Annotated in this window: 24 protein-coding genes; 7 read left to right on the forward strand and 17 right to left on the reverse strand. The window is 69.1% G+C overall.

Annotated features, from left to right (window positions below; genetic code table 11):
- Positions 1-2: 2 nt before the first annotated feature.
- A complete protein-coding gene (locus ABT130_RS22375; protein ID WP_350958019.1) occupies positions 3-1,244 on the forward strand; it encodes an MFS transporter in 1,242 nt (413 codons plus the stop codon).
- Positions 1,245-1,758: 514 nt separating this feature from the next.
- Here ABT130_RS22375 and ABT130_RS22380 read toward each other — a convergent pair.
- Positions 1,759-2,856: an ATP-binding protein gene (locus ABT130_RS22380; RefSeq protein ID WP_350958022.1), complete on the reverse strand. Its 1,098-nt coding sequence runs from the start codon at positions 2,854-2,856 to the stop codon at positions 1,759-1,761.
- Between ABT130_RS22380 and ABT130_RS22385 the strand changes: the two genes are divergently transcribed.
- A complete protein-coding gene (locus ABT130_RS22385) occupies positions 2,845-3,087 on the forward strand; it encodes a hypothetical protein (protein WP_350958024.1) in 243 nt (80 codons plus the stop codon). The two genes, ABT130_RS22380 and ABT130_RS22385, sit on opposite strands and share 12 nt — an antisense overlap.
- Positions 3,088-3,187: 100 nt before the next feature.
- Here ABT130_RS22385 and ABT130_RS22390 read toward each other — a convergent pair whose 3' ends face one another.
- From ABT130_RS22390 to ABT130_RS22410, 5 genes are all read right to left on the reverse strand, one after another.
- Complete coding sequence (locus tag ABT130_RS22390; protein WP_350928261.1) at positions 3,188-3,871, reverse strand: response regulator transcription factor; 684 nt, start codon at positions 3,869-3,871, stop codon at positions 3,188-3,190.
- Positions 3,868-4,392, reverse strand: a complete 525-nt coding sequence (locus tag ABT130_RS22395) for a GerMN domain-containing protein (protein WP_350958027.1) — start codon at positions 4,390-4,392, stop codon at positions 3,868-3,870. Before ABT130_RS22395 ends, ABT130_RS22390 begins: the two co-directional genes overlap by 4 nt.
- A gap of 44 nt (positions 4,393-4,436) precedes the next feature.
- On the reverse strand, positions 4,437-5,627 hold the full coding sequence (locus ABT130_RS22400) for an acyltransferase family protein (RefSeq protein ID WP_350958030.1): 1,191 nt from the start codon (positions 5,625-5,627) through the stop codon (positions 4,437-4,439).
- Complete coding sequence (locus ABT130_RS22405) at positions 5,627-6,460, reverse strand: SGNH/GDSL hydrolase family protein (RefSeq protein ID WP_350958033.1); 834 nt, start codon at positions 6,458-6,460, stop codon at positions 5,627-5,629. The genes ABT130_RS22400 and ABT130_RS22405 overlap by 1 nt, the downstream gene beginning before the upstream one ends.
- Before the next feature lie 310 nt (positions 6,461-6,770).
- A complete protein-coding gene (locus tag ABT130_RS22410; protein WP_350958035.1) occupies positions 6,771-7,064 on the reverse strand; it encodes a hypothetical protein in 294 nt (97 codons plus the stop codon).
- 165 nt (positions 7,065-7,229) lie between these two features.
- On the opposite strand from ABT130_RS22410, the gene ABT130_RS22415 reads away from it, so the two are divergent.
- Positions 7,230-8,132 carry an aminoglycoside phosphotransferase family protein gene (locus ABT130_RS22415; RefSeq protein WP_350958037.1) on the forward strand — a complete coding sequence of 301 codons (903 nt, stop codon included), beginning with the start codon at positions 7,230-7,232 and terminating at the stop codon, positions 8,130-8,132.
- Positions 8,133-8,137: 5 nt separating this feature from the next.
- Here ABT130_RS22415 and ABT130_RS22420 read toward each other — a convergent pair whose 3' ends face one another.
- A complete protein-coding gene (locus tag ABT130_RS22420) occupies positions 8,138-8,386 on the reverse strand; it encodes a recombinase (protein WP_206641468.1) in 249 nt (82 codons plus the stop codon).
- Positions 8,387-8,541: 155 nt separating this feature from the next.
- Between ABT130_RS22420 and ABT130_RS22425 the strand changes: the two genes are divergently transcribed.
- A complete protein-coding gene (locus ABT130_RS22425; protein ID WP_350958040.1) occupies positions 8,542-8,979 on the forward strand; it encodes a DUF4240 domain-containing protein in 438 nt (145 codons plus the stop codon).
- 331 nt (positions 8,980-9,310) lie between these two features.
- Here ABT130_RS22425 and ABT130_RS22430 read toward each other — a convergent pair whose 3' ends face one another.
- From ABT130_RS22430 to ABT130_RS22440, 3 genes are read right to left on the reverse strand one after another with little or no spacing between them, the layout of a single operon-like run.
- Positions 9,311-10,081, reverse strand: coding sequence for a hypothetical protein (locus ABT130_RS22430; protein ID WP_350958042.1), 771 nt, complete (start codon positions 10,079-10,081; stop codon positions 9,311-9,313).
- A complete protein-coding gene (locus ABT130_RS22435; protein ID WP_350958045.1) occupies positions 10,078-10,509 on the reverse strand; it encodes a hypothetical protein in 432 nt (143 codons plus the stop codon). The genes ABT130_RS22430 and ABT130_RS22435 overlap by 4 nt, the downstream gene beginning before the upstream one ends.
- Before the next feature lie 22 nt (positions 10,510-10,531).
- Entirely contained in the window at positions 10,532-11,122 is a 591-nt protein-coding gene (locus ABT130_RS22440; RefSeq protein ID WP_350958047.1) for a TetR/AcrR family transcriptional regulator, read from the reverse strand.
- 78 nt (positions 11,123-11,200) lie between these two features.
- On the opposite strand from ABT130_RS22440, the gene ABT130_RS22445 reads away from it, so the two are divergent.
- Complete coding sequence (locus ABT130_RS22445) at positions 11,201-12,208, forward strand: saccharopine dehydrogenase family protein (RefSeq protein ID WP_350958049.1); 1,008 nt, start codon at positions 11,201-11,203, stop codon at positions 12,206-12,208.
- Positions 12,209-12,407: 199 nt separating this feature from the next.
- Here ABT130_RS22445 and ABT130_RS22450 read toward each other — a convergent pair whose 3' ends face one another.
- Positions 12,408-13,397 (reverse strand): tyrosine-type recombinase/integrase, encoded by a 990-nt coding sequence (locus tag ABT130_RS22450; protein WP_350958052.1) that lies wholly within the window; start codon positions 13,395-13,397, stop codon positions 12,408-12,410.
- 211 nt (positions 13,398-13,608) lie between these two features.
- Between ABT130_RS22450 and ABT130_RS22455 the strand changes: the two genes are divergently transcribed.
- Together ABT130_RS22455 and ABT130_RS22460 are read left to right on the forward strand one after the other, a co-directional pair.
- Positions 13,609-13,731: a hypothetical protein gene (locus ABT130_RS22455; protein ID WP_350958054.1), complete on the forward strand. Its 123-nt coding sequence runs from the start codon at positions 13,609-13,611 to the stop codon at positions 13,729-13,731.
- Between the two features lie 318 nt (positions 13,732-14,049).
- Entirely contained in the window at positions 14,050-15,126 is a 1,077-nt protein-coding gene (locus ABT130_RS22460; protein ID WP_350958056.1) for an RNA polymerase subunit sigma-70, read from the forward strand.
- 257 nt (positions 15,127-15,383) lie between these two features.
- On the opposite strand, the gene ABT130_RS22465 is transcribed toward ABT130_RS22460, so the two are convergent.
- From ABT130_RS22465 to ABT130_RS22490, 6 genes are all read right to left on the reverse strand, one after another.
- The gene (locus tag ABT130_RS22465) at positions 15,384-15,947 is read right to left on the reverse strand and encodes a dihydrofolate reductase family protein (protein WP_350958077.1); all 564 of its coding nucleotides are present in this window, start codon (positions 15,945-15,947) and stop codon (positions 15,384-15,386) included.
- Between the two features lie 1,206 nt (positions 15,948-17,153).
- Entirely contained in the window at positions 17,154-19,466 is a 2,313-nt protein-coding gene (locus ABT130_RS22470) for a molybdopterin-dependent oxidoreductase (RefSeq protein WP_350958059.1), read from the reverse strand.
- A gap of 638 nt (positions 19,467-20,104) precedes the next feature.
- A complete protein-coding gene (locus ABT130_RS22475; protein ID WP_350958061.1) occupies positions 20,105-20,965 on the reverse strand; it encodes an aminoglycoside phosphotransferase family protein in 861 nt (286 codons plus the stop codon).
- Between the two features lie 299 nt (positions 20,966-21,264).
- Positions 21,265-21,426: a hypothetical protein gene (locus ABT130_RS22480; RefSeq protein WP_350958064.1), complete on the reverse strand. Its 162-nt coding sequence runs from the start codon at positions 21,424-21,426 to the stop codon at positions 21,265-21,267.
- Between the two features lie 3 nt (positions 21,427-21,429).
- Positions 21,430-21,768 (reverse strand): hypothetical protein, encoded by a 339-nt coding sequence (locus ABT130_RS22485; protein ID WP_350958066.1) that lies wholly within the window; start codon positions 21,766-21,768, stop codon positions 21,430-21,432.
- A 292-nt stretch (positions 21,769-22,060) separates the two neighbouring features.
- A complete protein-coding gene (locus ABT130_RS22490) occupies positions 22,061-23,080 on the reverse strand; it encodes a hypothetical protein (RefSeq protein WP_350958069.1) in 1,020 nt (339 codons plus the stop codon).
- Between the last annotated feature and the right edge of the window lie 67 nt (positions 23,081-23,147).

A 23,147-nucleotide genomic window follows, 5' to 3' on the forward strand; every position in this document is an offset into this window, starting at 1 on the left:
ACATGGTTTCCTCACTGGTATCCACGCTCTCACCGGAAGAACGGCACCGTCGCGACTCCCCCGGGCTGCGCCGGGTCAACCTGGCCCTGTTCGTCGCCGGGCTGACCACCTTCATCTCGCTCTACAGCGCCCAGGCGTTGCTGCCCGTACTCTCCCGGGCCTTCCACGTCTCGCCGACCGGCTCCAGCCTGCTCGTTTCCCTGGCCACCGGGACGCTCGCCCTCGCGGTGATCCCGGTCAGCGCGCTGTCGGAGCGGTTCGGCCGTACGCAGGTCATGCTGATCTCCTCAGCGATCGCGGTGCCACTCGGCCTGCTGATCCCGCTCTGCTCGTCGTTCCCGGAGCTGGCGGCGGTGCGCGCCCTGCAGGGGATCGCCCTCGCCGGCGTTCCCGCGGTCGCGATGGCCTACCTTGCCGAGGAAGTCCACCCGGAGGCGTTCGGCGGCGCCATGGGCCGATACATCGCCGGCAACACGATCGGCGGGCTGGCCGGACGGCTGCTGCCCGGCTTCGTCACCGACCTGGCAGGCTGGCGCTGGGGACTCGCCGCGACGGCGCTCGCCTCGGCGCTGCTCACAGTGGCGTTCTGGGCCCTGCTGCCGCGCTCGCGGTTCTTCACGTCCTCGCGGCCGGGCCTCGGCGGGCTGCTGCGCCATCTGCGCGACCCGGGCATGCGCCGCCTGTACGTAGTCGGCCTCGTCCTGATGGCCACCTTTGTCACCGTCTACAACTACCTCGGGTACCGCCTGATCGCGGCACCGTTCGGTCTGCCGCAGGCAGTCGTGGCGCTGCTGTTCATCATGTACCTCGCCGGCACATTCAGCTCGCCCACGGCAGGCTCGCTCGCCGACCGGATCGGCCGCCGGCCGGTGCTCCTAGGCGCCTGCCTGGTCACCGCGGGCGGCCTGCTGCTGACGCTGCCCGATTCGCTGCCGGCCGTGGCCGCCGGACTCCTGATCATGACCACCGGCTTCTTCGCCGCGCACTCGGTCGCCAGCGGCTGGGTGGGACGGCGCGCAGCCACCGCGAGGGCCCACGCGTCCGGGCTCTACCTGTTCTTCTACTACCTCGGCAGCAGCGTCGGCGGATCGGCGGGCGGCCTGGCCTACGAGCACGGACGCTGGCCGTCGACGGTCGCGTACGGTCTGGTCCTGCTCGCAGTCGCCTTCGCGGCGGCGCTCGGGGTGCGCGTTTCCGCGGGAGAGAAGCGCACCGCCCCCTCCCCGAGCCCCGACAGTCAGTGATGGATGCAAAACCGCTCACTTCGTCGACCACCTCGCCATCGGCCCGGCCGATGTCTACGTCATCGACTCCAAGAACTGGAACCGCGGCCGTCGCGTCACCCCAGCGCGGCCGGTACGTTCACGTTGGAACCACCTGGGGTGACAACGTCACTCGCTCGGTCGTGTACGAGTCCACAGCGGTCGCTACGGCTCTGCGCGCCGCGATCGTTATCTTGGGTTGTTGACCTCGTCTCGCAGGTCAGAGCGAGATGATCTTTTCAGGTACGTAAGGCACGTTGGTCGGCTCTCCAGGCACGTTGGACCGTATGCGTGTCCGGTGTTCCACCGAAGCTTCTTCTGGCGTGGGACAGAACCCGGGGCAGCATGGGGCAGGCCGGTAGCGATCGCAGGCGACAGTTGCACTCCGCACCGGGGCCGATCGTGGACTCGGCGGTGGATTTCGGGCTGGCCCTGGCTTCGTTCTTCCCAGGGTCCGGGCTGCCCGTTTACCTGGTGCCGCGCGTACGGGCGTTCCTCATGGTGGATTCCGCGGCAGGCTGAGGGTCAGGATGGTTCCGCCTCGGGGGGCGTTGGTCGCGGTGAGAGTGCCGCCGTGCAGGCGCGCGTTCTCGGTAGCGATGGCCAGGCCCAGGCCACTGCCGTCGGTACGGGTACGGGCGGCGTCACCTTTGGTGAAGCGGTCGAAGACGTGGGGCAGCAGGTCGGCGGGGATGCCGGGCCCGTCGTCGGAGACGGTGACGGCGATCTGGTCGGTATCGGCCCGAACCTGGACGAGCACCGATACCGCCGTGCCGCCGTGCCGCAGCGCGTTGCCGACGAGGTTGGCCAGGATGACATCGACGCGGCGCGGGTCGAGCCGGGCGCGCAGCCCAGGGGGAACATCGGTGCGGACCCGGTCCCGCCAGTGCCGCAGCGCTAGCGTCTTGCCGATGAGCTCGCCCACGTCGACTTCGTCAAGGTTCAGTACGGCGACGCCGGCGTCGAAGCGGGACACCTCGATCAGGTCCTCTACCAGGCGGCTGAGCTTGCGTGTCTCGTCGGAGACGAGTTGCAGCGCCTCGGTGGTGAGTGGCGCGAGGCGGCCGGAGGCGGCGTCGGCGTCGAGGACTTCGGTCACGGCGGACATGGCCGCCAGCGGGGTGCGCAACTCGTGGGAGACGTCGGCGGCGAACCGGCGTGCCCGCGCTTCCATGTCGCGCAGCGCGGCCGCGTCGGACTGGAGCGTGGCCGCCATGGTGTTGAAGGTACGGCCGAGGTCGGCGAGTTCGTCGTTGCCGGTGACGCGTACGCGGGTGTCGAGACTGCCGCCCGCCATCCGCTCGGCGGCCGTCCGCAGCCGCTGTACCGGTCGCAGCAGTCTGCGCGCGGCCAGCAGTGCGGGGACGATGGAGATCAGGGCGACGGGCAGGGCTCCGGCGCGGGCGGCGGCCGCCAGGGTGTCCACATCCTGCTGCTGGGAAGCCAGGGAGAAGGAGGCGTAGACGACGAGGGGCGGGGGGCCGTGTGGACGGGCGGCGGCGGTGACCGGAAGGGTTACGGCCAGCCAGGGCGCCTGGCCGCGATGGAAGCGCTGGGCCAGTGCGGTGGTCGCGTTGGCCGCTTGAGTGCGCAACTGCGCGGGCAGTGGCGGCTGCGCTCCGGTGGCGATGAGCGGGCCGCCGCGATAGGACAGGGCGGTGCGCCAGCCGCGGATGCCTGCCGCGCGGTCCAGTTGCAGCGCCAGCGTACGCAGATCCGTCTCGGTGGGGTCGGCGGGCAGGTCAGGCGTCCGGGAGGCGAGGTGGGCGCGCAGGTCCTGCAGGGCGTCGGCCTGGGCGCCTCCACGATCGCGGTGCGGCCCTGACGGAAGGTGATGATGGCGGCGATCAGCGCGCTGAGCACGGAGACCAGCAGGAACACCAGGACCAGCTGAGCTCGCAGGCCGCGAGCGAGGGACGGGTGGATCACAGCGGCCCGAAGCGGTAGCCGAAGCCGCGTACGGTTTGGATGTAGCGGGGGTTGCGGGGGTCGTCCTCGATTTTAGCCCGCAGCCGCATCACGCACGCGTCGACCAGCCGGTAATCGCCGTAGAAGGTGTGCTCCCACACCTGTTCAAGGAGTTGCTGGCGGCTGAAGGTCTGTTCAGGAGCGGCCGACAGGAACAGCAGCAGCCTCAGCTCCGTCGGCGCCAGCGCAAGTTGCGTGCCGTGCTTGAGCGCGCGCAGGGCGACCCGGTCGATGAGCAGGTCGCCGTGGGTGGTGCGGGCCTGGTCAGAGGAGGCGGGCGGCGTGGTACGGCGCAGCACCGCGCGCATGCGTGCCTCGATGACCTCGCTGCTGGCAGGCTTGATCACGTAGTCGTCGGCGCCGGCCTCCAGACCGACCACGATGTCCACGTCATCGTCGCGCGCGGACAGGATCACGATGGGCACCTGGCTGAAGGCGCGGATGCGGCGGCAGGTCTCCAGGCCGCTCATGCCGGGCAGCATCAGGTCGAGCAGCACGACCTCGGGGGCGCTCGCGACGAGTTCGGCCAGCCCGTCTTCACCGGTCGCGACCAGCACGGTTTCGTGGCCCCTGTGGCGCAGGCCGACGCTCACGCCCCGGCGCACGGCCGGATCGTCTTCTATCACGAGCACGCGGGTCATGAGGAGGCTCCTTGGGCGGCTGGGACGACCGATCCGGTCTCGTCGCATCTGACCGGCCAGGGCTGGTCCATGGCGGGCTCGATCACCTCGACGACGGGGTCGTCGCCGACGTCCGCGGCGGCGGCCGTGCACACGAGCTGGCTCACCGCCACCGGCCGCAGGTCGCGTACCAGCCAGGGCAGACGCAGTTCCACCCGGCCTCTGGTCGTCGTGGCCCGGACCGGCTGGATTGACGAGGGAAGCTGTGTGATCAGCCCTCGGGCCCGCTCATCCGCCGTGGGGCCGACGAGCAACGCGTCCATGGCCCGTTGCAGCCGGTTTCCGGCCGGGGCCGGCCGCGAGACCGGCCAAACACCCTCTTGCGTGACGAAGTACACCCGCAGTAGCTGGTTGCTGTTCTCGGTCAGGCCGCCCTGGACCGGCTGACCGGCGGGCAGTGCATCGGTGTCGGTGATCCCGCAGCCCGCCAGCGCCGCCGCCGCGACCAGGACGGTCACCACGCGGCACAGCACCCCCGGCATGTGTTGCTCCTCCTCTTCGACGCGATGTCACCGGTGTGACCTGGCTAGAGCTGGCCGAGCCTGCTCACATCGACCGTCCCGGCACCGGGCTGCGGCCGTGGTATCGCCGCCCACAGTCCCGCCACCATCACTCCCGCGACGGCCAGCGCCACCCATCCACGGCGTCCGGTGGCCCACCGGGCCCGCAGCCGCACCGGGTCCTCGACGGCGACCTTCGACACTACCGCAGCCAGCAGCGACAGGCCGATCGCGGTGACCGTCCACCCCCAGCCGGCCGGCCCGGCCACCGGCCGTGGCAGCAGCAGATAGACCGGCCAGTGCCACAGGTACAGGCTGTAGGACAGCTCGCCCAGCCGGCGCGGTACGGCGCTGCCCACTGCCCGGCCCGCCAGACCGTCCGGCGCGTGGGCGAGGAGCGCGATCAGCGCGGCGCCGGCCAGGGCGTGCGCGAACATCCCGCCCTGGAACAGGCCGGGGGTCGTTTCCCCGCTGGTCAGCACCCATGACGCGAGCAGCCCGCCCAGCAGCGGGACGCAGATCGCGTCCACGGCCGTGGGTGACAGGCCGGCCACGGCGCGGCGGACGGGTGCGGTGGCCGCGGCCGCGCCGAGGAGCAGGGAGAAAGCCCGAGTGTCGGTGCCCTCGTAGGCGCGGGTGGTATCCACGGCCGCCCCGAGCCTGATCATGAGCAGGAGTGAGACGAACGCGCCGGCGACCGCGACGAGCGCGACCCGCCGCTGCCCGCCGCGCCCCTTCCCGACCAGCGCCACCACCAGGGGCCAGGCCAGGTAGAACTGCCACTCGACGCTGATGCTCCACAGGTGGGCGAACAGACGGGTGCCGGAGGCGTTCCAGTATCCGATCTGCTCGCCGATGAAATGCCAGTTCAGGCTCTGGGCGGCCGCCCATGGCGCGTCCCGCAGGGCGGACCCCAGCACGTCCGGCCCGGCGAACGCCCAGGCCAGCAGCAACGTTGCCGCGACCATGACGGCCAGCGCGGGCAGGAGTCTACGGGCTCTGCGCCCCCAGAAGGCCACCAGGTCGATACGGCCGGGCCCGGCGAGCTCCTCCAGCAGCAGACCGGTGATCAGAAAGCCGGACAGGACGAAGAACAGGTCGACGCCCAGAAACCCGCCGCGCATGTGCCCGGCGTGGAACAGCAGGACCGCGGCGACGGCGAGCCCGCGCAGCCCATCGAGCGCGCCGATATGCGCGCGGCGGGAGGCTGAATCCATCAGCCGCAGCCGAGTTTGATGAAGCGCTCGTCGCCGGTCCACGGCCCGGTGGCCCAGGCGCCGGGGGCGGGCGGAGTGAAGCCGGCCAGTTTGCCGAGCTGCCTGGCGAACCAGGTGGCGAAGGCCGCCGACCCTTGTTGACAGGAGTGGATCCCGTCCTTGGCACGCTGGGCCTTGTCGGCGGCGTAGTCGTCCCCCCACAGTTCAGAGGCATCCAGGTAGCGAACGTCAGCGACCTTGGCGGCCATCGCGGGCGCGTTCTTGATCGCGTCCTCGTGGGGCTTGTAGAAATCGTCGATCTTGAACGGCGGGGCGGACACCAGGACGAGCCGGGCGCCGGCGTCCTTTGCCGTCCGGGAGAGCTTCTGGTAGGCCGCCAGCTGCTGGTGAGGCGTGCCCCAGTCGTAGGTGGTGATCTGGTACGCGATCACCGTCGGCCGGAAGGAGGCAAGGTCCTCCTTCAGCCTCTTCCAGGTGTCCTTGGCCGCCACGGCCGTCACCGGGTGATCACCGGCGACGATGTTGCCGCCGCCATTAGAGGTGGCGTTCTTGAACTGCACACCGCTGGCCTTCAGCGCGGCCTCCACGGCCGGGGCCTCCGCGCCCGCGATGGAGTCGCCCATCCACAACACCCTGACGCTGGTCGCGGCCTGACTGGCGTGCTGGGCCGTCGCGTCCGCCGCGGCCGGTCCGTCGCCGGGGGCTGCGGTGAATGCGCCGCAGGCCGCCAGCGTGGCCCCGACTGCGACGACGGCCGCCATCACTCCGGCACGACGGCGGCCAGTGGATCCTTGGGAGAACGGGGAGTCAGGAGAGGGGTTCGTCGGTTGCATGATCCGTAGGCAATCAGACGAATCCGGTGGTCAACCGCGTTGTCATCGTTTCATCACACAATGAGGGATCAGCCATCACAGAGCTTCGCTGCCCCTCGCCTCCGGCGCGGTACGGCCCGCCGGCGCAGATACGCGAGACGATGGGGTTCCGGCTGGTGACGTTGGAGACCGAGGAACAGCAGACCCAGGCCGGTAGTACCGAGGCAGTGCACCTGACATGGCTGACATGCCTGAAGACCCCTGAATACTGGTCAGGCAAGTACGCGCCAACCTTACTTGCCTGACATGGCTTCTCTGAACTACGAAACGATCATGAATGCTGCTGGTTGTCAGGCCGTTGCCTGCGCGTCCCGAAGCGGGGCTCTCCTGAGAGGGTGAGGGTCTGGGCCAGGTCGCGATAGGTGGGCATGCCCAGATTGACGGCGGAGTTGCGGCGGGCGATGAGCCCGTCGACTTGGGCGAGTTTGGCTTCGGCGGCGGCGAGGCTGACGTGGAGCCCTTCGGCTTCGCCGGTCCAGCCCTCGCGTTTGGCTTCGGTGATGTGGGCGAGCAGGTTGTCGCGGATCTCCTGGAGCCGACGCTGCTGGGCAGGGTCGATGCGCAAAAGTGGGCACCGAATGCAGGATTCTCTGAACTATGGGGCCGTTCCGTCCCAAAGCCTCTGATCTGCAGCTCTCTGAAACCGAATCGGTGATGCCAGAGGAATCACAGCGAGATGCTCCGAAGAGCGAGAGTCGCTCCGCCTGCCGCCTCAGTACTGTGACTTCGCATGACCGACACCGAGATTGAGATCACCGCAGACCTGGTCCGCGACCTGCTGCAGGAGCAACATCCAGACCTTGCAGGGCTGGCCATCCGCGAGGTGGCGGGCGGCTGGGGCAACCAAATGTGGCGCCTTGGGGATGAGTTGGCCGTGCGCATGCAGCGCATGGACCCTACCCCGGAGCTCCAGCTCAAGGAGCGGCGGTGGCTACCTGTGCTGGCTCCGCGCCTGCCGCTTCCGGTGCCGACCCCGGTGCGGTTCGGCGAACCGTCCGAGCGCTTCCCCAAGCACTGGACCGTGATGACGTGGGTTCCCGGCGAGCCGCTGGACCACGGCTCGATCAGCCGCGGCACCCACGCGGCCGACACGCTGGCGAGCTTCCTCAGGGCGCTCCATGTGGAGGCGCCCGCTGAGGCCCCCGCCAGTTCGGACCTCGGCGCTCACCCCAAGAGGTGCACGGGCGGCTTCGAGCAGTTCTTGCAGGCCATTGACCGCGACGCCGTCGGCGATGTCCGCGCCGTCCGGGCCGTCTGGGCCGATGCCGTCGCGGCCCCCGAGTGGGAGGGCCCGCCGGTGTGGGTGCACGGTGACCTCCATCCCGCGAACGTCGTCGTCTCGGACGGAACGCTCTCGGGCATCATCGACTTCGGTGACATGTTCGCCGGCGATCCGGCGTGGGACCTCGCCGCCGCATGGGTCCTGCTACCCGCGGGCACGGCCTCACGGTTCTTCGACATGTACGCGCATGCAGACGAGGCGGCGATCCGACGCGCCCGCGGGCTGGCCGCCATGAAGAGCCTCTTCCTGATGCTCATGGGGCAGAACGGAGATCGGGGCCTTCCCGGCGGGAAGCCGAACTGGGGACCTGCAGGCCGGGCGGCACTTGATCGTGTTCTGAAGGGCGTTTGATGCAGTCAGCCCGTCTTGTCCCGGTTCTCAGCTTCCCGAACTACGAGCTGGCCGATCGGTGGCATGCCGATGAACACCGGCGAGTCCTTTCGTCGCTCCCTGGCGTCAATCTGGCTGATCTTGTCATCGGTGGCGGCGAGGCTGACGGTCAGTTGCTCGACGTCGCCTAGCCATCCTTCACGTTCGGCTTCGGCGATCCTGGCATGGAGGTTCTCACGGATCTCTTCCAGGCGGGGCCGTTCGCCTGGCCCCACGATCAGTACCGGGCATCGAACACAGGCGTGCTCGTGGACACAGCTGCTTCCGTATGCTCGGCCGCACTGCCCCAGGGCCAGCTTGCGCCTCTTCCCTGTTAACTGCACCTTGTCAAGCGGCAGTTGTTCAGCATGGAGCGCTGCAGCGTGCTGACGTGACCGAGGATGAGTTGTGGATTTTGATTGAGGATGCCCGCCGAGATGGTGGAGGCGTGCTGGGTCGCCAGGTCCAGCTCCTGCGCGAGTTCTTCTTGAAGAGCTCGTCGACCGAGGTCCTGCCGGCGTTTCGTGACCGGTGGGAGGACGTCGAGGATCGATTGTTCTCGTGGCCGGTCTGGGATGCCGCTTGTGTGCTGCTCGGATTTGTGAGCGATGACTTCTTCGGCGACGTGCGCGCCTGGATTATCAGTCACGGACGTGCAGCGGTGGATCGGATCGCGGCCGACCCGGATGCCCTGGTCGAGCTGGCCCACGATGTTGACTCCGTCAACGCTGGCGAGGAGCTTGGCGTGCTCGTCTGGGAGATGTGGGAGCGGCTGATGGGTGACTGTGGCGGCGAGTCCCGGAGCACCGGTGTGGGAGTGGGCAGGTAGGGAGTGATGTTGCGCCAGGCGCGCTCGATGTATTCCTCCTTCTCGCCGACCGGGGCGACATAGTGCAGCGCGCTTTCGGCGGCGTCGTTGCCCTCGAGAGGGGTGCCACCGGAATACGGCGGAAACGGGCCGCCGGAGGCCGACCTGACAGAGTCAATGCTCTCCAGTCTTGGACTGGCCGACCTGCCGACAGGGCGACCGAAGCGCTCGGCCGGCATCCTCGGCCGGCCAAGCTCGGTCGCGCCCGCCGCGGCGTCGATGGCAGGCGGCCTCGCGCCGTCTGCCGTCCGGCCCTGACGGGTCTGCCGCTCCCCGGCTCGCCGTGTGTTCTTCAGGACGGGTGCGGCCCTGCCAAGAGCTCGCCGACCTGGACGACCGCGAACTCGACCTGGCTCTGGCCCTCCTCCCAGTTGGCGATCAGCGTGCAGCCCTCGTCGGCGAGCAGGTCGCCGCCCGACCGCTCGGTCCGCAGGTACATCAGCCCCTCCTCGCCTTCGGTGCAGAAGAAACTCAGATGGGCGAACAACTCGGGCGGCGTGAGGTCGGCCAGCGCCTCCTGCCACTCCTCGGCCGCCTCCGCCTCGAAGGGAAGGAGGCTTTCGGGGCCCGTGCCGAGCGCGGTGGCGACCCGCATAGCGTCGAAGAGCGTGCCGTCCGAGACCAGCCGCGGGTAACAGACGGTCCAGGTGTCGCGCAGATCGGACGCGGCGAGGTCGTACCGCGCCAGCAGGGGAGCCAGGTCGCCGCCCAGGACGAGCCGGCCCGCGAAGCACGCCGCCGCGAGATCCGCCTCGAACTCCGGCGGTAGCCCGGCCTTGTCGAACTCGAAGACCGACCGGCTCGCGTCGAACTCCAGCAGCGGCTCGTCCAGGTCGAAGATCGGGCAGTCCCAGACGACCGGCTCGGCGCCGCGGAGGGCGGCCGGGTTCACCCAGGCGGTGTCCCGCGCGAAGCCGAGCTCGTCGATGAGGTCGCCGCCGAAGAACGTCGCATAGATGGCGTCGGCGTCGAAACTCGCCAGCGGACGGCCGAGCAGGATCTCAAAGGCGCCGGTCAGCTGTTCTCGCCACGGGCCCGAAATGTTCGCAGAAGCGGAGTTCATGCCGGGACCATATAGGCCGGGCCCATCATTCCAGACCGAGTTCGTCGGAAGCGGGCCAGCGCGTTGGCCACTGAGATGAAGCGCCTACGCCGCCGCACCGACGATTTCGGGAGTTCCGGGGGGACCTCGCCTAGCACACCGAGCGTGACGTGCAGGTCCGGCCGGACGCGGCCTGTTTCCGCCGTATGCCGGTGGCACCCCTCGTAGAGCAGCGTGAACAGGAAGCGGTCACGCAGCCGGTCGCACGCGTCCAGGATCGTTTGCACCTCGACGACGGTGAGCACCCGCGGCAGCTTGCGCGGCGCTCGGAGGCTGATCGTCCTGCGCGGCTGGAGCCCGCCCTTGCTGATGTGATGCAAGAACGGCTTCCAGGTCGTGTTCCGTCGCCGCGCGGCCTCGGGCAGAGTCCTGGCCTTCGACAGCACCACCACACAACGGGCTGCGACAGCGTCAGTCCTGAGCTCCGGCGTCGATGCTGTCGACGGTCAGGTCCGTCAGCGCCGCGATGGCCGCGGCGACGGTGGCACGCCCCCGGTTCAGCTCCGCGGCGATCGCCTCGGCCGCGCCCAGCACGCCGACGCAGCGCAGCCGGAGGGCTTCCTGCGTGAGCCCGGAATACGGCCGCAGGGCGGTGGCCATCAGGTCCGTGTAGCCGTCGAGCAGCTCGCGCTCGATCGCCTCCATCTCCTGGCTCCCCTTGAGCGCGGCCGAGATGGCGGTCCACTCCGGCATGTCGGTGGCGCAGGCGAAGTAGGCGGCGCTCAGGACGCGGGCGATCTCGCGGGGGACGGCCGGGGCGTCACGCAGGGCCTCCTCCGAGGCGGCCCGGTGCCGCTCGTCGAGCCGCCGGTAGAGCGCGATCAGCAGGCCGGGGCGGGTGCCGAAGTGGTCGTAGACGACTGGCCTGCTCACTCCGGCGGCCTCCGCCAGGCTGAGCAGCGTGAGGCTGTCGGTGCCGTGGGCGCGCACGATCGCCATGGCGGTGTCGAGCAACTGCTCCCGCCTGGCCGGCTTGGACAGGCGAGTTGATCCCGTGGTCATCGTCCTCCCTTGCGTCGCCTCTCAGTTTAAGCTACAAAATGTAAGTTACAGAATGTAGGTTAGTGAGAGGACATCACCGTGGAGCACTCCGTACTGATCATGGGCGGATCCGGCCAGGCTGGCGCGGGGACCGCAACCCTCCTGCGCCGGTGGTACCCGGAGCTGCCGCTGACGATCGCGGGCCGCGATCTCGGCCGCGCCCGCCGGGTCGCCGACGAGCTCGGCGCCGCGACAGCCGTGACCATCGATCTGCGGCGGAGCGACCTCGGCCTCCAGCGGACCGACGGCTACTCGGCCGTCGTGGCAACGGTGTGGGACAGCCACCTGAACGGACTGCGTTACGCACAGGACCGCGGCCTGCCGTACGTCAGCATCTCCAGCGGCCTGGTCGACATCGGACCCGAGGTCGTCGCCGCCGGCCTGCGAGCCGGCGCGGCGCCGATCCTGCTGGCCAGCCACTGGTACGCCGGGCTCGTCGTCCTCGCGGTGCTCGACCTCGCCAGGGAGTTCGACCGGCTCGACACCATCGAGGTCAGCGGCGTACTGGACGAACAGGACAGCGGCGGGCCCGCGGCCACGGTGGACATGGCACGCCTGCTGGCCGCCACCTCAGCGGGACACGTCCGCCGCGACGGCGTCTTCGGCTGGGTCAGCGGCCCCGACGCGCAGGTGGAGGTCACCGGCGTCGACGGCACCGTCCTGCCCGCCCAGATCGTCCCCATCCTCGACGTGCCGAGCCTGGCCCTCGCGACGGGCGCGCCCAACGTCCGCTTCGCGTTCGCGATCGGCGAATCCGCGGGCCGGCGCCGCGGCGGACCCGCGTCCACGGAGGTCAAGATCGACCTCGAAGGCGTGGACCGCGCGGGCGCACCACTCAGGACGAGCCGCTACCTCCTCCACCCGGAGGGGCAGCGCCCCCTGACGGCACTCGGCATCGCCCTCGGCGTCGAGCGACTGCTCGGCCTGCGCGGCGCCCCCGTGCCGCCCGGCCTCCACACCCCCGAGGCGTTGATCGACCCCGGCTACGCGGCCGAGCGGATGACAGAGATCGGCACCACCTTTACCGGCGCGCACGGCGATCGCTGACTCCGGCGATCGAGAATCGCGGGCGGCGCGTCTGTGCGTGTCAGTGGTTCGGCGACTCGTACCGCTCAATGTGATCGCGAAACCAGTCGAGCATGGGGTCCCCGTAGTTCTCAGGAAATTTCGGGCGGATATGCCTGACCTGCGGTGATTCTGATCAGTGCGTGGCCATGCGGGCGGCGAGTTCCTCCGCGCTGGGCGTTTAGGTACCGCGTTGAGCGTCGATCTCGTCCAGCCGTCGGTGGGTGCCCTCCTTGGACGGCTTGAGGTACCGCTGTAGCGTGCGGCGGTCTTCGTGACCGGAGAGGTTCATCAGGTCGGCCTCGGTGGCGCCGTCCTCTCCGGCGTGGGTGAGCCGGGAGTGGCGTAGATCGTGCAGGTCCCAGCCACTGGTAGCGGTGCCAAGGTGTCGTTCGGCGGTGCGGTAGGTCATCCGGCGCCGTCGACTGCTCTTGTCGAACTCCCCGGAGCGCGCGGTGCCGTCCTCGGGTGCGCGGCGGGTGGACAGGAACACCGGCCCGGTGCGGCGGCGGCCGAGGAGCTGGCCGAGCATCCGGGCGGTGCGGATGTCGTAGAGCAGGTCGTCTTCCTTGCCGCCCTTGCGGATCGTGCGGGCACGGCGGTTGGCGCGGTCCAGGTCCTCGACGTCCAGGCGCAGCACCTCGTCGGCGCGGGCGGCCGTGGAGTACAGCATCGACCACAGCGTCCGGTCCTCCAGCGACTGGCGCTTGTCGGTGATCAGCCGGTCGATCTGTTCGCGGGTGCGGACGCGGTTGTCGGTCGGCTTGGGCTGGTGTTCCCGGTCGAGTCCGGCCAGGACCGCGGTCGGGTCGCCGATCCAGTCCTGTTCGTGGAAGTAGGCCAGGGCGGAGCAGACGGCGGCACGCTTGGCGTTGAACGTCGATGGCGCCTTGCCGCCCCAGGCGGCGCGGATGTTGGCGTGCAACTGGTCGCGGCCGGCGTCGGCCAGTTCGCCGAGGTCGGTGATCCCGGCGAACGCGGTCGGCAGGGCCGAGGTGTAGGAGCGGACGGTCTCTGGCGAGGTGATCCGGCCCGACCGGCCGCGCCGGTTGGCCAGGTGCCGCAGGAACGAGGCGAGCGCCTCGGAGGTCGGCACGCCGCTCGGCGGCGCCGGTTGGGCGCTGTCGGTCGGCGGTTGCGCGACGGCGGCCAGGTGCCGTTCGGTGGCCATCGGGACCCCGCTCCCCTCAGTTGTCAGATAACACGCATAAAGGGGTGTCGCCGCCGGGGACGTCGTCCCAGGAGCGATCCTCCAATTTGTCAGATAATGCGGGATTATCTGACAATCTCAGCAGATCGACAAAGACGAGGACGACCGGGACAGGCCTCACCTGAGCGGAGTTGTGCCGGCTAAGAGTGGTCCAGGAAAGGGCGGTGGCGCGATGACCTCGCCGTCGGACCGCGAGCTGCTCAGCTGGAGTCCGGCCAGCGAGGCCGAGGAGCGCGCCGACATGAAGCAACTCCAAGCTCAGCGCGACGCTGTGACCGCGCCACCGCCGGTCTGAACCGTCGGTTAGGCGTCCTGTCCGACCTCGGCGAGGCCGCGCGGGTGACTGACCTCGCCGAGGCGGCGTCTGGTTTGGCATCGTGGTCGGAGGCACGCCGATGCGGCCCCTAAGTAGCAGGCGCCGAAAAACAACGCTTAGCCGTGCTGGCCCCACCTCGACATCGAGGGTGTGCCCGACCCGGAGCACGTCCCCTGGATCGACCCCGACCCATCCGGCCTGGCGAACGGCCCGGTGTCAGCGGCTTCACCGATCAGAAATCCTCCGCCACGTCGTCAGTTCTGGTAGCCCCTCGCACCGGTGGAAGGATTGATGACCATGACCGATACCAGACCGCTGGGCGTCGACGAGGCCACGTTCCTCGCGGCGGTCCGCTCAGGCGACACGGCGCGGTTCGCACTTATCACGGAGCGCCACCGGCGTGAGCTGCAGGTGCACTGCTACCGGATGCTCGCGAACTACGAGGACGCCCAGGACATGACGCAGGAGACGTTCCTGCGAGCGTGGAACAAGCGGGAGTCGTTCAAGGGCCACGCTGCGCTGCGGACCTGGCTGTACCGGATCGCGACGAACGCCTGCCTCGACTTCCTGGACAAGCGCAACGACCGCACACCCGTACCGTCCGAGCTGCCGGACCCCGGCTCCGAGGTGCTGTACCTGCAGCCCTACCCCGACCGGATGCTCCCCGAGGACCCGCAGGAATCGGTGGTGGCGCGGGAGACGATCGAGCTGGCGTTCATCGTCGCGGTCCAGCACCTGCCGCCGCGGCAGCGGGCGGCGTTCATCCTGCGCGACGTCCTCGGCTGGCCGGCGTCGAAGGCCGCCGACGCCCTCGAACTGACCGTCGCATCGGTGACCAGCGCACTGCAGCGGGCCCGTGTGACGATGCGCGAGCAGCTGCCCGGCCGCCGCCTCGACTGGCGGAGCCCCGCCACCCACGAGCTGTCGAATGACGAGCGGGGCGTGGTGAAGTCGTATATCGACGCCCATGAGCGCAACGACCTCGACGGGCTGATGTCCCTACTGCGCGACGACCTGCGCTTCGTGATGCTGCCCGAGCGGGGAACCTCGGTCATCACGGCCAAGGACGCGGTGGAGGGCTGGGTCTCCGGTGGGCTCTTCCAGCGCGGCCACGACGACTGGCGTTGTATCACCACGACGGTCAACCGCATGCCTGCCGCCGCGCTGTACCTCCGCACCCCCGGCGACCCGGAGTACCGGCTGTTCACCATCGCGGTCCTGCACATCGTCGACGAAAAGATCGCCGAGCTCACCGGATTCGACGCCGCCGACAAACCATGGCTGGGCCTGCCCCCGACACTGTCATCAGACAAAAGCCCCATCGTCGACGAGTCCAGCGCACGGGCCGCCGTCACCGAAGTCACCGCGGAATGAGCACCCCGGCCGGCTGAACACCAACGCGGCAACGCGAACCCCACCGCCCCGTCGGCGTTGCCGGCGGGGCGTCTTCATGCCCGAAGAACATCGTCACGATCAACGACGCCGTCGTCCTCATCTCCAGCGAGTCGGTCAACAGCTCACTCGGAACGCAAGGAAGGGCCCGGGGAAGGTTCCCTCACAGCCGAGGGTCACGGTGAGCACGCCGGGAAGGATTTCGACCTGGCCTCACGAGCCGAGCATCTGGCCCGTGCTCATCGCCTCGTCTCGTATCGGGTCAGCACCACGCCGCCGGGAAACGTCCGCGTCTCCACCAGGGTCAGGTTCACCCAGCTGTCCAGGGCCGTGAAGAACGGCGTGCCGCCGCCCACCAGGACCGGGTAGGTGACCAGCACGTACTCGTCGATCAGCCCGGCCCGCATGGCCGCTGCGGCAAGTGTGGCGCCGACGATGTCCATGGGGCCGCCGTCCTCGGCCTTGAGCCGGGTGATCTCGGCGACCGCGTCGCCGGTGACCAGGCGGGTGTTCCAGTCGACCGTGCCGATCGTCGAGGAGAACACCACCTTCGGCATGTCCCGCCAGCGGCGGGCGTACTCGATCTCCGCCGGCGTGGCGCCGGGCTGCTGGTCGGCGGTCGGCCAGTGGGAGCTCATCGCCTCCCACAGTTTGCGCCCGTACAGCGCCAGGCCGGTCGCCCCCACCCGGTCGGACCACCACTGGAACACCTCGTCGCTCGGTACGCTCCAGCCGAGGTCGTCGCCGGGCGCGGCGATGTAGCCGTCCAGGCTCAGGTTCATGCCGAAGATCAGTTTCCGCATCGTGCCAGCCTCTCGTGAGTCGATCTCACACGTACAGACGGGCGCGGCGCGGAAACCTAATCGGTGCGCGATCTGCGTCCGCAGGTAGTCCTCGCGTTCCGGACTCAGCACGGCGTACTCGGCGGGCTCGAGCACCACTGACCGGATCTCGATTTCACCCTCGCACAGGCAGCGGCGCACCCATTCGGTCAGTTCCGCCTTGAGCGCTACCGCCTCGGCCGGGATGTCCTCGGCGGTCAGCGGCGAGATCACCAGGTCGCCGCCATCGTCCAAGCGCACCGGGCCGTCACCGGCGGCCAGCACTCCCTCCAGCTCCCCGAGCGCCTCGCCCAGCTCGTCCTCGGCGGCGGCCAGGGCGCGGGCGGGGTCGGCGGATTTGCCCACGAGCCGGCAGAACTCCGTGCGCTGCGCCGACCACTTGTCCGAGGTCAGCAGGTAGGTGGCGGGGTCGGAGTAGCGCCGCGAGCCGGGCACGTACACATCGCCGGTGCGCAGTCCGTCGCGCAACCCGAGCAGGGTGCACAGCTCCCAGTAGTGCCGGTAAGCGCTGGTGTTTCCGGACTTGCGCGCGGTGTCGAGGTAGCCGCGCCACCGCGTGGGCACGAACCCGTCCGGCGCCTCGTCGGGGACGCGCCGGGCGCCGGTGGCGTTGAGTTCCCGCAGGATCTCCACCGCTTCCAGCAGTCCGGCCGCCGCGGTCCCGCCGGCGAACCGGACGGCGGCCAGTACCTGCGGGGTGAACTGCCGCAGGTACCCGTAGGAGCCTTCCAGGGCGGCCAGGTGCCCGTGGTCGCGCGGCAGCGGGGGTGCGGCCTGCTCCCGTGCCGACCGCAGGCGGGGCCACCCGATCCGCTCGCCCCGGATCAACCCGCCGATCTGTTCGTCGTCAAGCCCCAGGCCGAAGATGATGTCCAGGAGATCGTCGAGCAGGGCTTGGCGGTCCTCACCGGACTTCCCGCACTCGGCCAGCGCGTCGCGCATCTTCCGCTCGGCCTTGCCTTCCCGCGCCGAGATGGCCTGGTCGAACAGGCCCACGACCTCGTCGAGCACGTCGGTCGCCGACTGCGCCAGCAGCGTGAGCAGAATCGGGTAGCGGCGCTGAGGATCTCGCCGCTCCAGCGCCTGGGCGAGGAGACCTCCGCCCGTATCACCGCCGAACACGATCCGGCAGCACGCCGACGCTCCCGCTGACGACCTCCTCCAGTCTCAATGCTCGAGGCTTGGGGGTGAAAAGGCGAGCACATCGGGAAGGGGGCTGTCGTAGCGCTCAACGTCGACCAGCGCACTGAGAGCACTCGGTCCTTGGGACAGGCGCGAGCACGGCCGATCCGCGGTGAGAACGTTCGGATTACCGTGGCGGTCCAACGTTCCGTTCAGGCCTGGCTGGACCGGATCCCACCACGCCCCCGTGGACAGTTGCACGACGCCCGGCATGACGTCGTCCGACAGGACCGCGCCCGCGAGACAGCTACCTCGATCGTTGTAGACGCGCACGATCATGCCGCTCTCGATGCCGCGCGACGCAGCGTCCAACGGATTCATCGTCACGGGCTCACGACCACCGATCTTCGAACTGAGACTGCGGCCACCGTTGTCGTACTGACTGTGCAAGCGTGAGGCCGGCTGATTCGAGATCAGGTGCAGCGGGAATCGGTCCGACAGATCGGCACGAAGCCACTCCACTGGTTCAAACCACTTCGGATGCCCGGCGCAGTCGTCGTAGCCGAACGAGTCGATCTCCTCGGAGAAGATCTCGATTCGGCCCGACGGCGTCAGTAGGGGGAAACGCTGCGGATCTGAGCGGAGGTCCTCGAAACTGCCGGGGAACGGTCCGGTCGCCGCCGGCAGCTCAGCGGTGGAGCTGCGCCAGAAGTCGTCGAAGCTCGGCAAGGCGGCATCGCCGCCGAGCTTGGCCCTCGTCTGCTCGTAAAGGTGTCGGACCCACTCGATCTCGGAGCGCGACTCTGTGAACTCCCGCTCGTACCCGAGCCGGGAGGCCAAGGCGGCGAAGATGTGGTGATCGGTGCGCGACTCGCCCGCTGGCTCGCGGACCTTCGGCATCGCGACGATGTGGGGGTCCGAAAATCCGGCGGCGAAGTCGTCGCGCTCCAGGCTGGTGGCGACGGGCAGCACGATGTCCGCGAACTTGGCCGTGGTGTTCCACCAGGCTTCGTGAACCACCACCGTGTCAGGGGTCTGCCAGGCGCGCGCCAACCGGTGGAGATCTTGGTGGTGGTGGAACGGGTTCCCTCCACACCAGTAGATCAGGCGAAGCTCGGGCAACGTGAGGCGCTGGCCGTCGTAGTCGATGGTCTTGCCCGGACGCAGCAGGGCATCGGCGATCCTTGCCACTGGGATGAAATCCGGAACAGGGTTGGAAACCTCGGGTATCGTCCCCACGAAGGGGCGATCTGGGGCAACGCCTGTCGCGTCCATCGTCGCGTACCCTGCGCCCCAGCCGCAGCCAGGCCGACCCATCGAGCCCGCCATGGCGGCCAGTACGACAGACATCCAGATCGGTTGTTCACCATGGTCTGCCCGTTGCACCGCGTAGTTGACCATGATGAGAGAACGCTGGGTGGTGAGGCGGCCAGCGAGGTCGGTGATCGCGTCGCGGCTGATGCCCGTGATCTTCGCTGCCCAGGCAGCATCCTTCGGGATGCCATCGAGCTCGCCGACCAGGTAGGAGGTGAAGCGATCGAACCCGGCGCAGCACCGGCGAAGGAAGTCCTCATCGTGCCACCCGTTGACCAGCATCGTGTGTGCGATGCCGAGCATCGCGGCGGTGTCGGTGTTGGGGATGACGGGCAACCATTCGGCGTCGAGGAAGCCGGCGGTATCGCTGCGGATGGGGCTGATGTTCACGAACCGCACCCCAGCCTCACGGCACTGGCGTTGCAGGTTCTGCGTCTGGTGCCTGGCCAGCCCACCAGGGTTGATCTGGCTGTTCTTGAGGGCAAGCCCTCCAAATGCCACCACAAGCTCACAGTTCTCGGCTATCTCACCCCACATCGGCATCCGGGACTGGTAGCTCCACGGATGGCCGCCGATCACATGAGGGAGGATGACCTCCAACGCCGCGGTGCTGTAGGTGTTGCGAGAGTCGGTGTATCCCCCTCCCAGCGCCAGGAACCGGTGGAGCTGCCCCTGCGCGTGGTGGAACCTGCCCGCACTCGCCCAGCCGTAGGACCCGCCGAACACCGCGCTGTCTCCGTGCTGTGAACGAACTCGACGGAGTTCATCGCTCACCAGCGTGATCGCATCGTCCCAGCTCACCTCCACGAAGGCGTCCGTACCTCTGGCCGTGTCGTGGGCGCGCGGCTCGCCGTTCAGCCAGCCCTTGCGCACCGCGGGGCGCAACACGCGAGCGCTATCGTCGGCGGCTGTCACCATTCCGGGGCCGATCGGCGATGGCACGGGGTCATCGTGCCTCGGCTCGATTCGCACCAGCTGGCCGGAATCGACTACGGCGATATAACTACCCCAGTGCGTCGCAACCGACATGCGTCGTTCCACCATGCATCAACTCCGACTCTGAAGTTTCCGCCTGATATTGGTCAGCGGTTGCTAACGTCATACCCCGGGCACTACAAAGTGACCATTGCCGTAGAGAAGCGGATGGGCTACGGGACCCCAAAGCGGAAACGCCAACGTCCCGGCAAACACCCTCGCAATCAGGGGCGACGTCCCCTGAACAGGCCGCGAGCGACCAGGTCAAGAGCATCAGCTCCTCGCGGGTGGTCAATTCGGCGAGGGGGCGGCCGTGGGCGAGCAGGTAGCGTCGACGCGATTGTGATCGCCCACCGCTCCGGGCAGGAACGGTGTCTCCCTAGTCGTCCAGGCACCCGGCCGCCCGCCATACCTTCATCACATCGAGACCCAGGCGGCCTCCCGCACGATGATCATTCTCAGCGCCAACCACTGTTCCTGGGTTCCTCAACCTCGTGCCTACGAGGCACTGGCTCAGCGCTGAGCAGTCACTTGGTCGTCCCACGGCCCGTTTCTGCCGTATTCCGGTGCCACCCCAAGTACGTGCCAGAGTTGAAATCCAGCGGCGACCGCCAAGTCGTCGCAGCCCCCGCTGCACGCGCCGAACTCGCCGCCGGCAACTGAGCCACGCCATCACCCCGTGCTCTATCGGGCGCTGCGTTACACCTCTAGGTGAGAAGCACCTGGTCGAGGACGTGATCGCCGATGGTCGCCATGCTGGGGTTATCGGCCGAGTAGGCGGCCAGAGCAGTGCCCATGGCGAGGGCCCAGCCCCGTGCGCGCCCCCAGGTCACCTCGTCGGCGTCCACGCGTGATCGGAAGACCTCGCGCGCGTTCTCGTCGAACACCAACCACGCGGCGGCAAGGTCGGTGGCGGGATCGCCGCTGGTGAGGTCGCCGAAGTCCAGGACAGCCGCCAGCTCTTCCCCGTTGAGCAGGAGGTTTCCCGGGTGCGGGTCGCCGTGGAGCCAGAGCGCGGGGCCCTGCCAGGGCGGGAGGGCGGCCAGTTTCTCCCAGAGGGGGAGAAGCTCAGCTGATCGGGGAATGGACGGTAGGCGTTGCCGTACCGCTTCGTCGCGGGCGGCGAGCGGGACTCCGCGGACGGGGTTACGCGGTGCGTCAGGCGGTGCGGGCCGGTGGAGGCCCGTCATGAAGTCGGCCAACGGGACGGCGATGCTGGAGCGGTCGGGCGGCGGCACGTCGGCGACCGTGCGGCCTTCGAACCAGGGCGCGATCGTCCACGGCCACGGGTAGCCCTCGCCGGGCACGCCGGTTCTGACGGGTATGGGCAGCGCGACCTCGACGTAGTCGGCCAGGACTGGCAGCCAGCGTTGCTCGTTGACGATGAGGTCGACGGCAACCTGGCGGCGCGGCAGCCGTACGGACAGGTCCGCCCCCAGGCGGTAGATGACGTTGTCCCAGCCGTTGGCGACGGGGGTAAGCGGGCCCACCAGATCCGGGTGCTGCACGCGGATCAGGCGGTCAACAAGGTCGTCGTCGATGTTGGCTTCCGCCGCCGGGGTGTTCATGCCGCAACGATAGTGCGGGATGGCCTTGACAGACGTAGGCGCTGAAGCCGGGTATGCCTGGTTGTCTCCGTGGTGCGCTTGGCGACCAGTGTGAGGACAGCCTGTCTGCCGCCCGAGGAGTCGTCCTGCTTGGCGACGCCGGTGTCTCAGTGCACGTCGCCGTAGACGCCGTCGTGCCAGGAGATCTGGTTAATCGCCCGTATAGACAGCTTGACTCCTCCAAGATCTTATGCGGCCTGCCATGCATGATCATTATCAGCGCCAACGGCTGTCCGCCGGTTCCTCAACCCCTGATACCGTCACACCGCGTCGAGGCGGGCCAGCAGCGCGGCCGCGGCCGCCGACCGCGCGGCTGCCTTACTGGCCCCGCTCCCCTGGCCGCGCACCGGTGTGTTCGTGGCGAGCAGGCGGGTGGCGGCCGCGGTGAAGGCGGGCGCGTGCGACGGGCCGGTCGACTCCACTGTCTAAGCGACCGCCTCGATGCGGCCCTGCTGGGTCCGCTCGTTCAACACGCTCACCGGATGACGCTCCCCCGAACCCACCCCGACCGACGACCCCGCCGCCACCGGCGCGACTGCGGCCGTGCTGATCTGGATGCCCGCTTCCTTCAGCCACGCCTTCAGGGTGAAGGTCTCCACCTTCAGGCTCTCGGAGGCCTGGCGGATCGTCAGCCCGCCTGAGAGCAACGTCTGGGCGACCTCGACGACGCGGGCACGCTCGCGGCGCCGCTCCTCTTCGGTGGGCAGCTCCATCCGGACCGCGTGCTCGGCCGCCTCGGCCTCCAGCATCTCCCTCGCACGCACCAGACAGGCGACGCTGCAATGCAAGCCCAGCCGGATGTGGCGGCCCTTGCCGCCCGGCGCACGCTCGAGGAGATACCAGCCCGCCGGCACCCACACCCCACGCTCGGCACGCTGGCAGATCCGGCAGAAAACGACCGCTCGCTCTCCTGGTGGCCACCGCGCGTGGCGGCCAGACCGCCGCGGCGACGTGACGCCGGGACCAGATGCTGCTCGTCGGTACTCACGACAGCCCACCCTGCCAGAGCGGCTCCACCCCCGAGCGCGAGCCGTCTAGGTGGTCATGGACCGGGGCTCACGAAACGTCTCTTCGCGGACCTCTCAGCTTGATCACCGCGAGGACGCCCGTGGAAATCGTCGCCAGCCCTAGGGTGATGGACAGGCCGACGGCCGATGCGTAGTGCTCCAGTCCCTCGGCGCTCCACACGTAGAAGGGCGTCATGATCGCGTAATAGACGACGGCTGCGGTGAGCGTACCGATCGCCCACACCCGAAGTCGTGTTCCGCCCCGCACCGCGCTCATGATCATGACAGTCGCGCCGGCGGGCACCAGCACCGCGGCGAGGAGCACGGCGAACGGGTTGAACAGGATCGGCGTGTTCATCCCCGAATGAAACGCCCAGACTCCCACCCATAGCGCCAGCGCGGCCTTGGCGAAGTCAGACCTTCGCACACCGCATCCGAGCGTCACCAGTCCCGCCGCGAGGGCGGCCAGCAGCGCCACGACGGGGACGGAGTCCGGGTATCTTCCCGGTGCTGCCAGCGACACCGCGTTCGAGGGGTCGAATCCCTTCTCCGCCCAGCCCAGCCGACGCCAGACACCCGAGGCGTCCCGCAGGGCGATTCCGTCCGCACCATTGGCCACGACCACGACGTATCCGCCGGAGAGCTTCCCGACCGCGATCCCCAGCGACGCGACGACCTCGGCGTGCTCGGGGTGCTCAGGCGCGTGAGCCCTCGCTAGCCGGTCCTGGTCGCTGGGAGAGATCTCCCACGCCGTCACCCACCGGCCGTTCCTGGACTCCTCGACCTTGAGCCTGGTGGGGACGATCCGGTAACAGCGGTCCGGTCGCCCGGGCACGCAAGCCGACATTCTCGGAACGGCAGGCACCGGACCGTCCCAGCTCGACCACGAATTCCCGGCGTCGGCGGAGGCGAAGCCCGCCCCGCCCGATGGGCCGGGTGACAGGCCCCCGCGGGTCGCAACGACGATCACGTCGTCGATCACGTCGACCGCATAGGCGCTGTGCGGCTTGTAGATCTCCACCTGGCCGGTCGCCGCCACGGCCAGCACGGTGACGGGAATGACGACCATGGCCCGGGGGGGGGGGGGGGGGGCGCCCCGCGGGGTGGGGTGGGGGGAACGACACCCCGCGCACGCG

The organism is Streptosporangium sp. NPDC001681 (genome assembly GCF_040298085.1).
GTDB lineage: Bacteria > Actinomycetota > Actinomycetes > Streptosporangiales > Streptosporangiaceae > Streptosporangium.

Bases quoted from the DNA above. Each gene is read 5' to 3' on its own strand.
- ABT130_RS22375 (WP_350958019.1), top strand. From the start codon at position 3: ATGGTTTCCTCACTGGTATCCACGCTCTCACCGGAAGAACGGCACCGT.
- ABT130_RS22390 (WP_350928261.1), bottom strand. From the start codon at position 3,871: ATGACCCGCGTGCTCGTGATAGAAGACGATCCGGCCGTGCGCCGGGGC.
- ABT130_RS22395 (WP_350958027.1), bottom strand. From the start codon at position 4,392: ATGCCGGGGGTGCTGTGCCGCGTGGTGACCGTCCTGGTCGCGGCGGCG.
- ABT130_RS22400 (WP_350958030.1), bottom strand. From the start codon at position 5,627: ATGGATTCAGCCTCCCGCCGCGCGCATATCGGCGCGCTCGATGGGCTG.
- ABT130_RS22405 (WP_350958033.1), bottom strand. From the start codon at position 6,460: ATGCAACCGACGAACCCCTCTCCTGACTCCCCGTTCTCCCAAGGATCC.
- ABT130_RS22415 (WP_350958037.1), top strand. From the start codon at position 7,230: ATGACCGACACCGAGATTGAGATCACCGCAGACCTGGTCCGCGACCTG.
- ABT130_RS22430 (WP_350958042.1), bottom strand. From the start codon at position 10,081: ATGAACTCCGCTTCTGCGAACATTTCGGGCCCGTGGCGAGAACAGCTG.
- ABT130_RS22440 (WP_350958047.1), bottom strand. From the start codon at position 11,122: ATGACCACGGGATCAACTCGCCTGTCCAAGCCGGCCAGGCGGGAGCAG.
- ABT130_RS22450 (WP_350958052.1), bottom strand. From the start codon at position 13,397: ATGGCCACCGAACGGCACCTGGCCGCCGTCGCGCAACCGCCGACCGAC.
- ABT130_RS22455 (WP_350958054.1), top strand. From the start codon at position 13,609: ATGACCTCGCCGTCGGACCGCGAGCTGCTCAGCTGGAGTCCGGCCAGC.
- ABT130_RS22460 (WP_350958056.1), top strand. From the start codon at position 14,050: ATGACCGATACCAGACCGCTGGGCGTCGACGAGGCCACGTTCCTCGCG.
- ABT130_RS22465 (WP_350958077.1), bottom strand. From the start codon at position 15,947: ATGCGGAAACTGATCTTCGGCATGAACCTGAGCCTGGACGGCTACATC.
- ABT130_RS22470 (WP_350958059.1), bottom strand. From the start codon at position 19,466: ATGGTGGAACGACGCATGTCGGTTGCGACGCACTGGGGTAGTTATATC.
- ABT130_RS22475 (WP_350958061.1), bottom strand. From the start codon at position 20,965: ATGAACACCCCGGCGGCGGAAGCCAACATCGACGACGACCTTGTTGAC.
- ABT130_RS22490 (WP_350958069.1), bottom strand. From the start codon at position 23,080: ATGGTCGTCATTCCCGTCACCGTGCTGGCCGTGGCGGCGACCGGCCAG.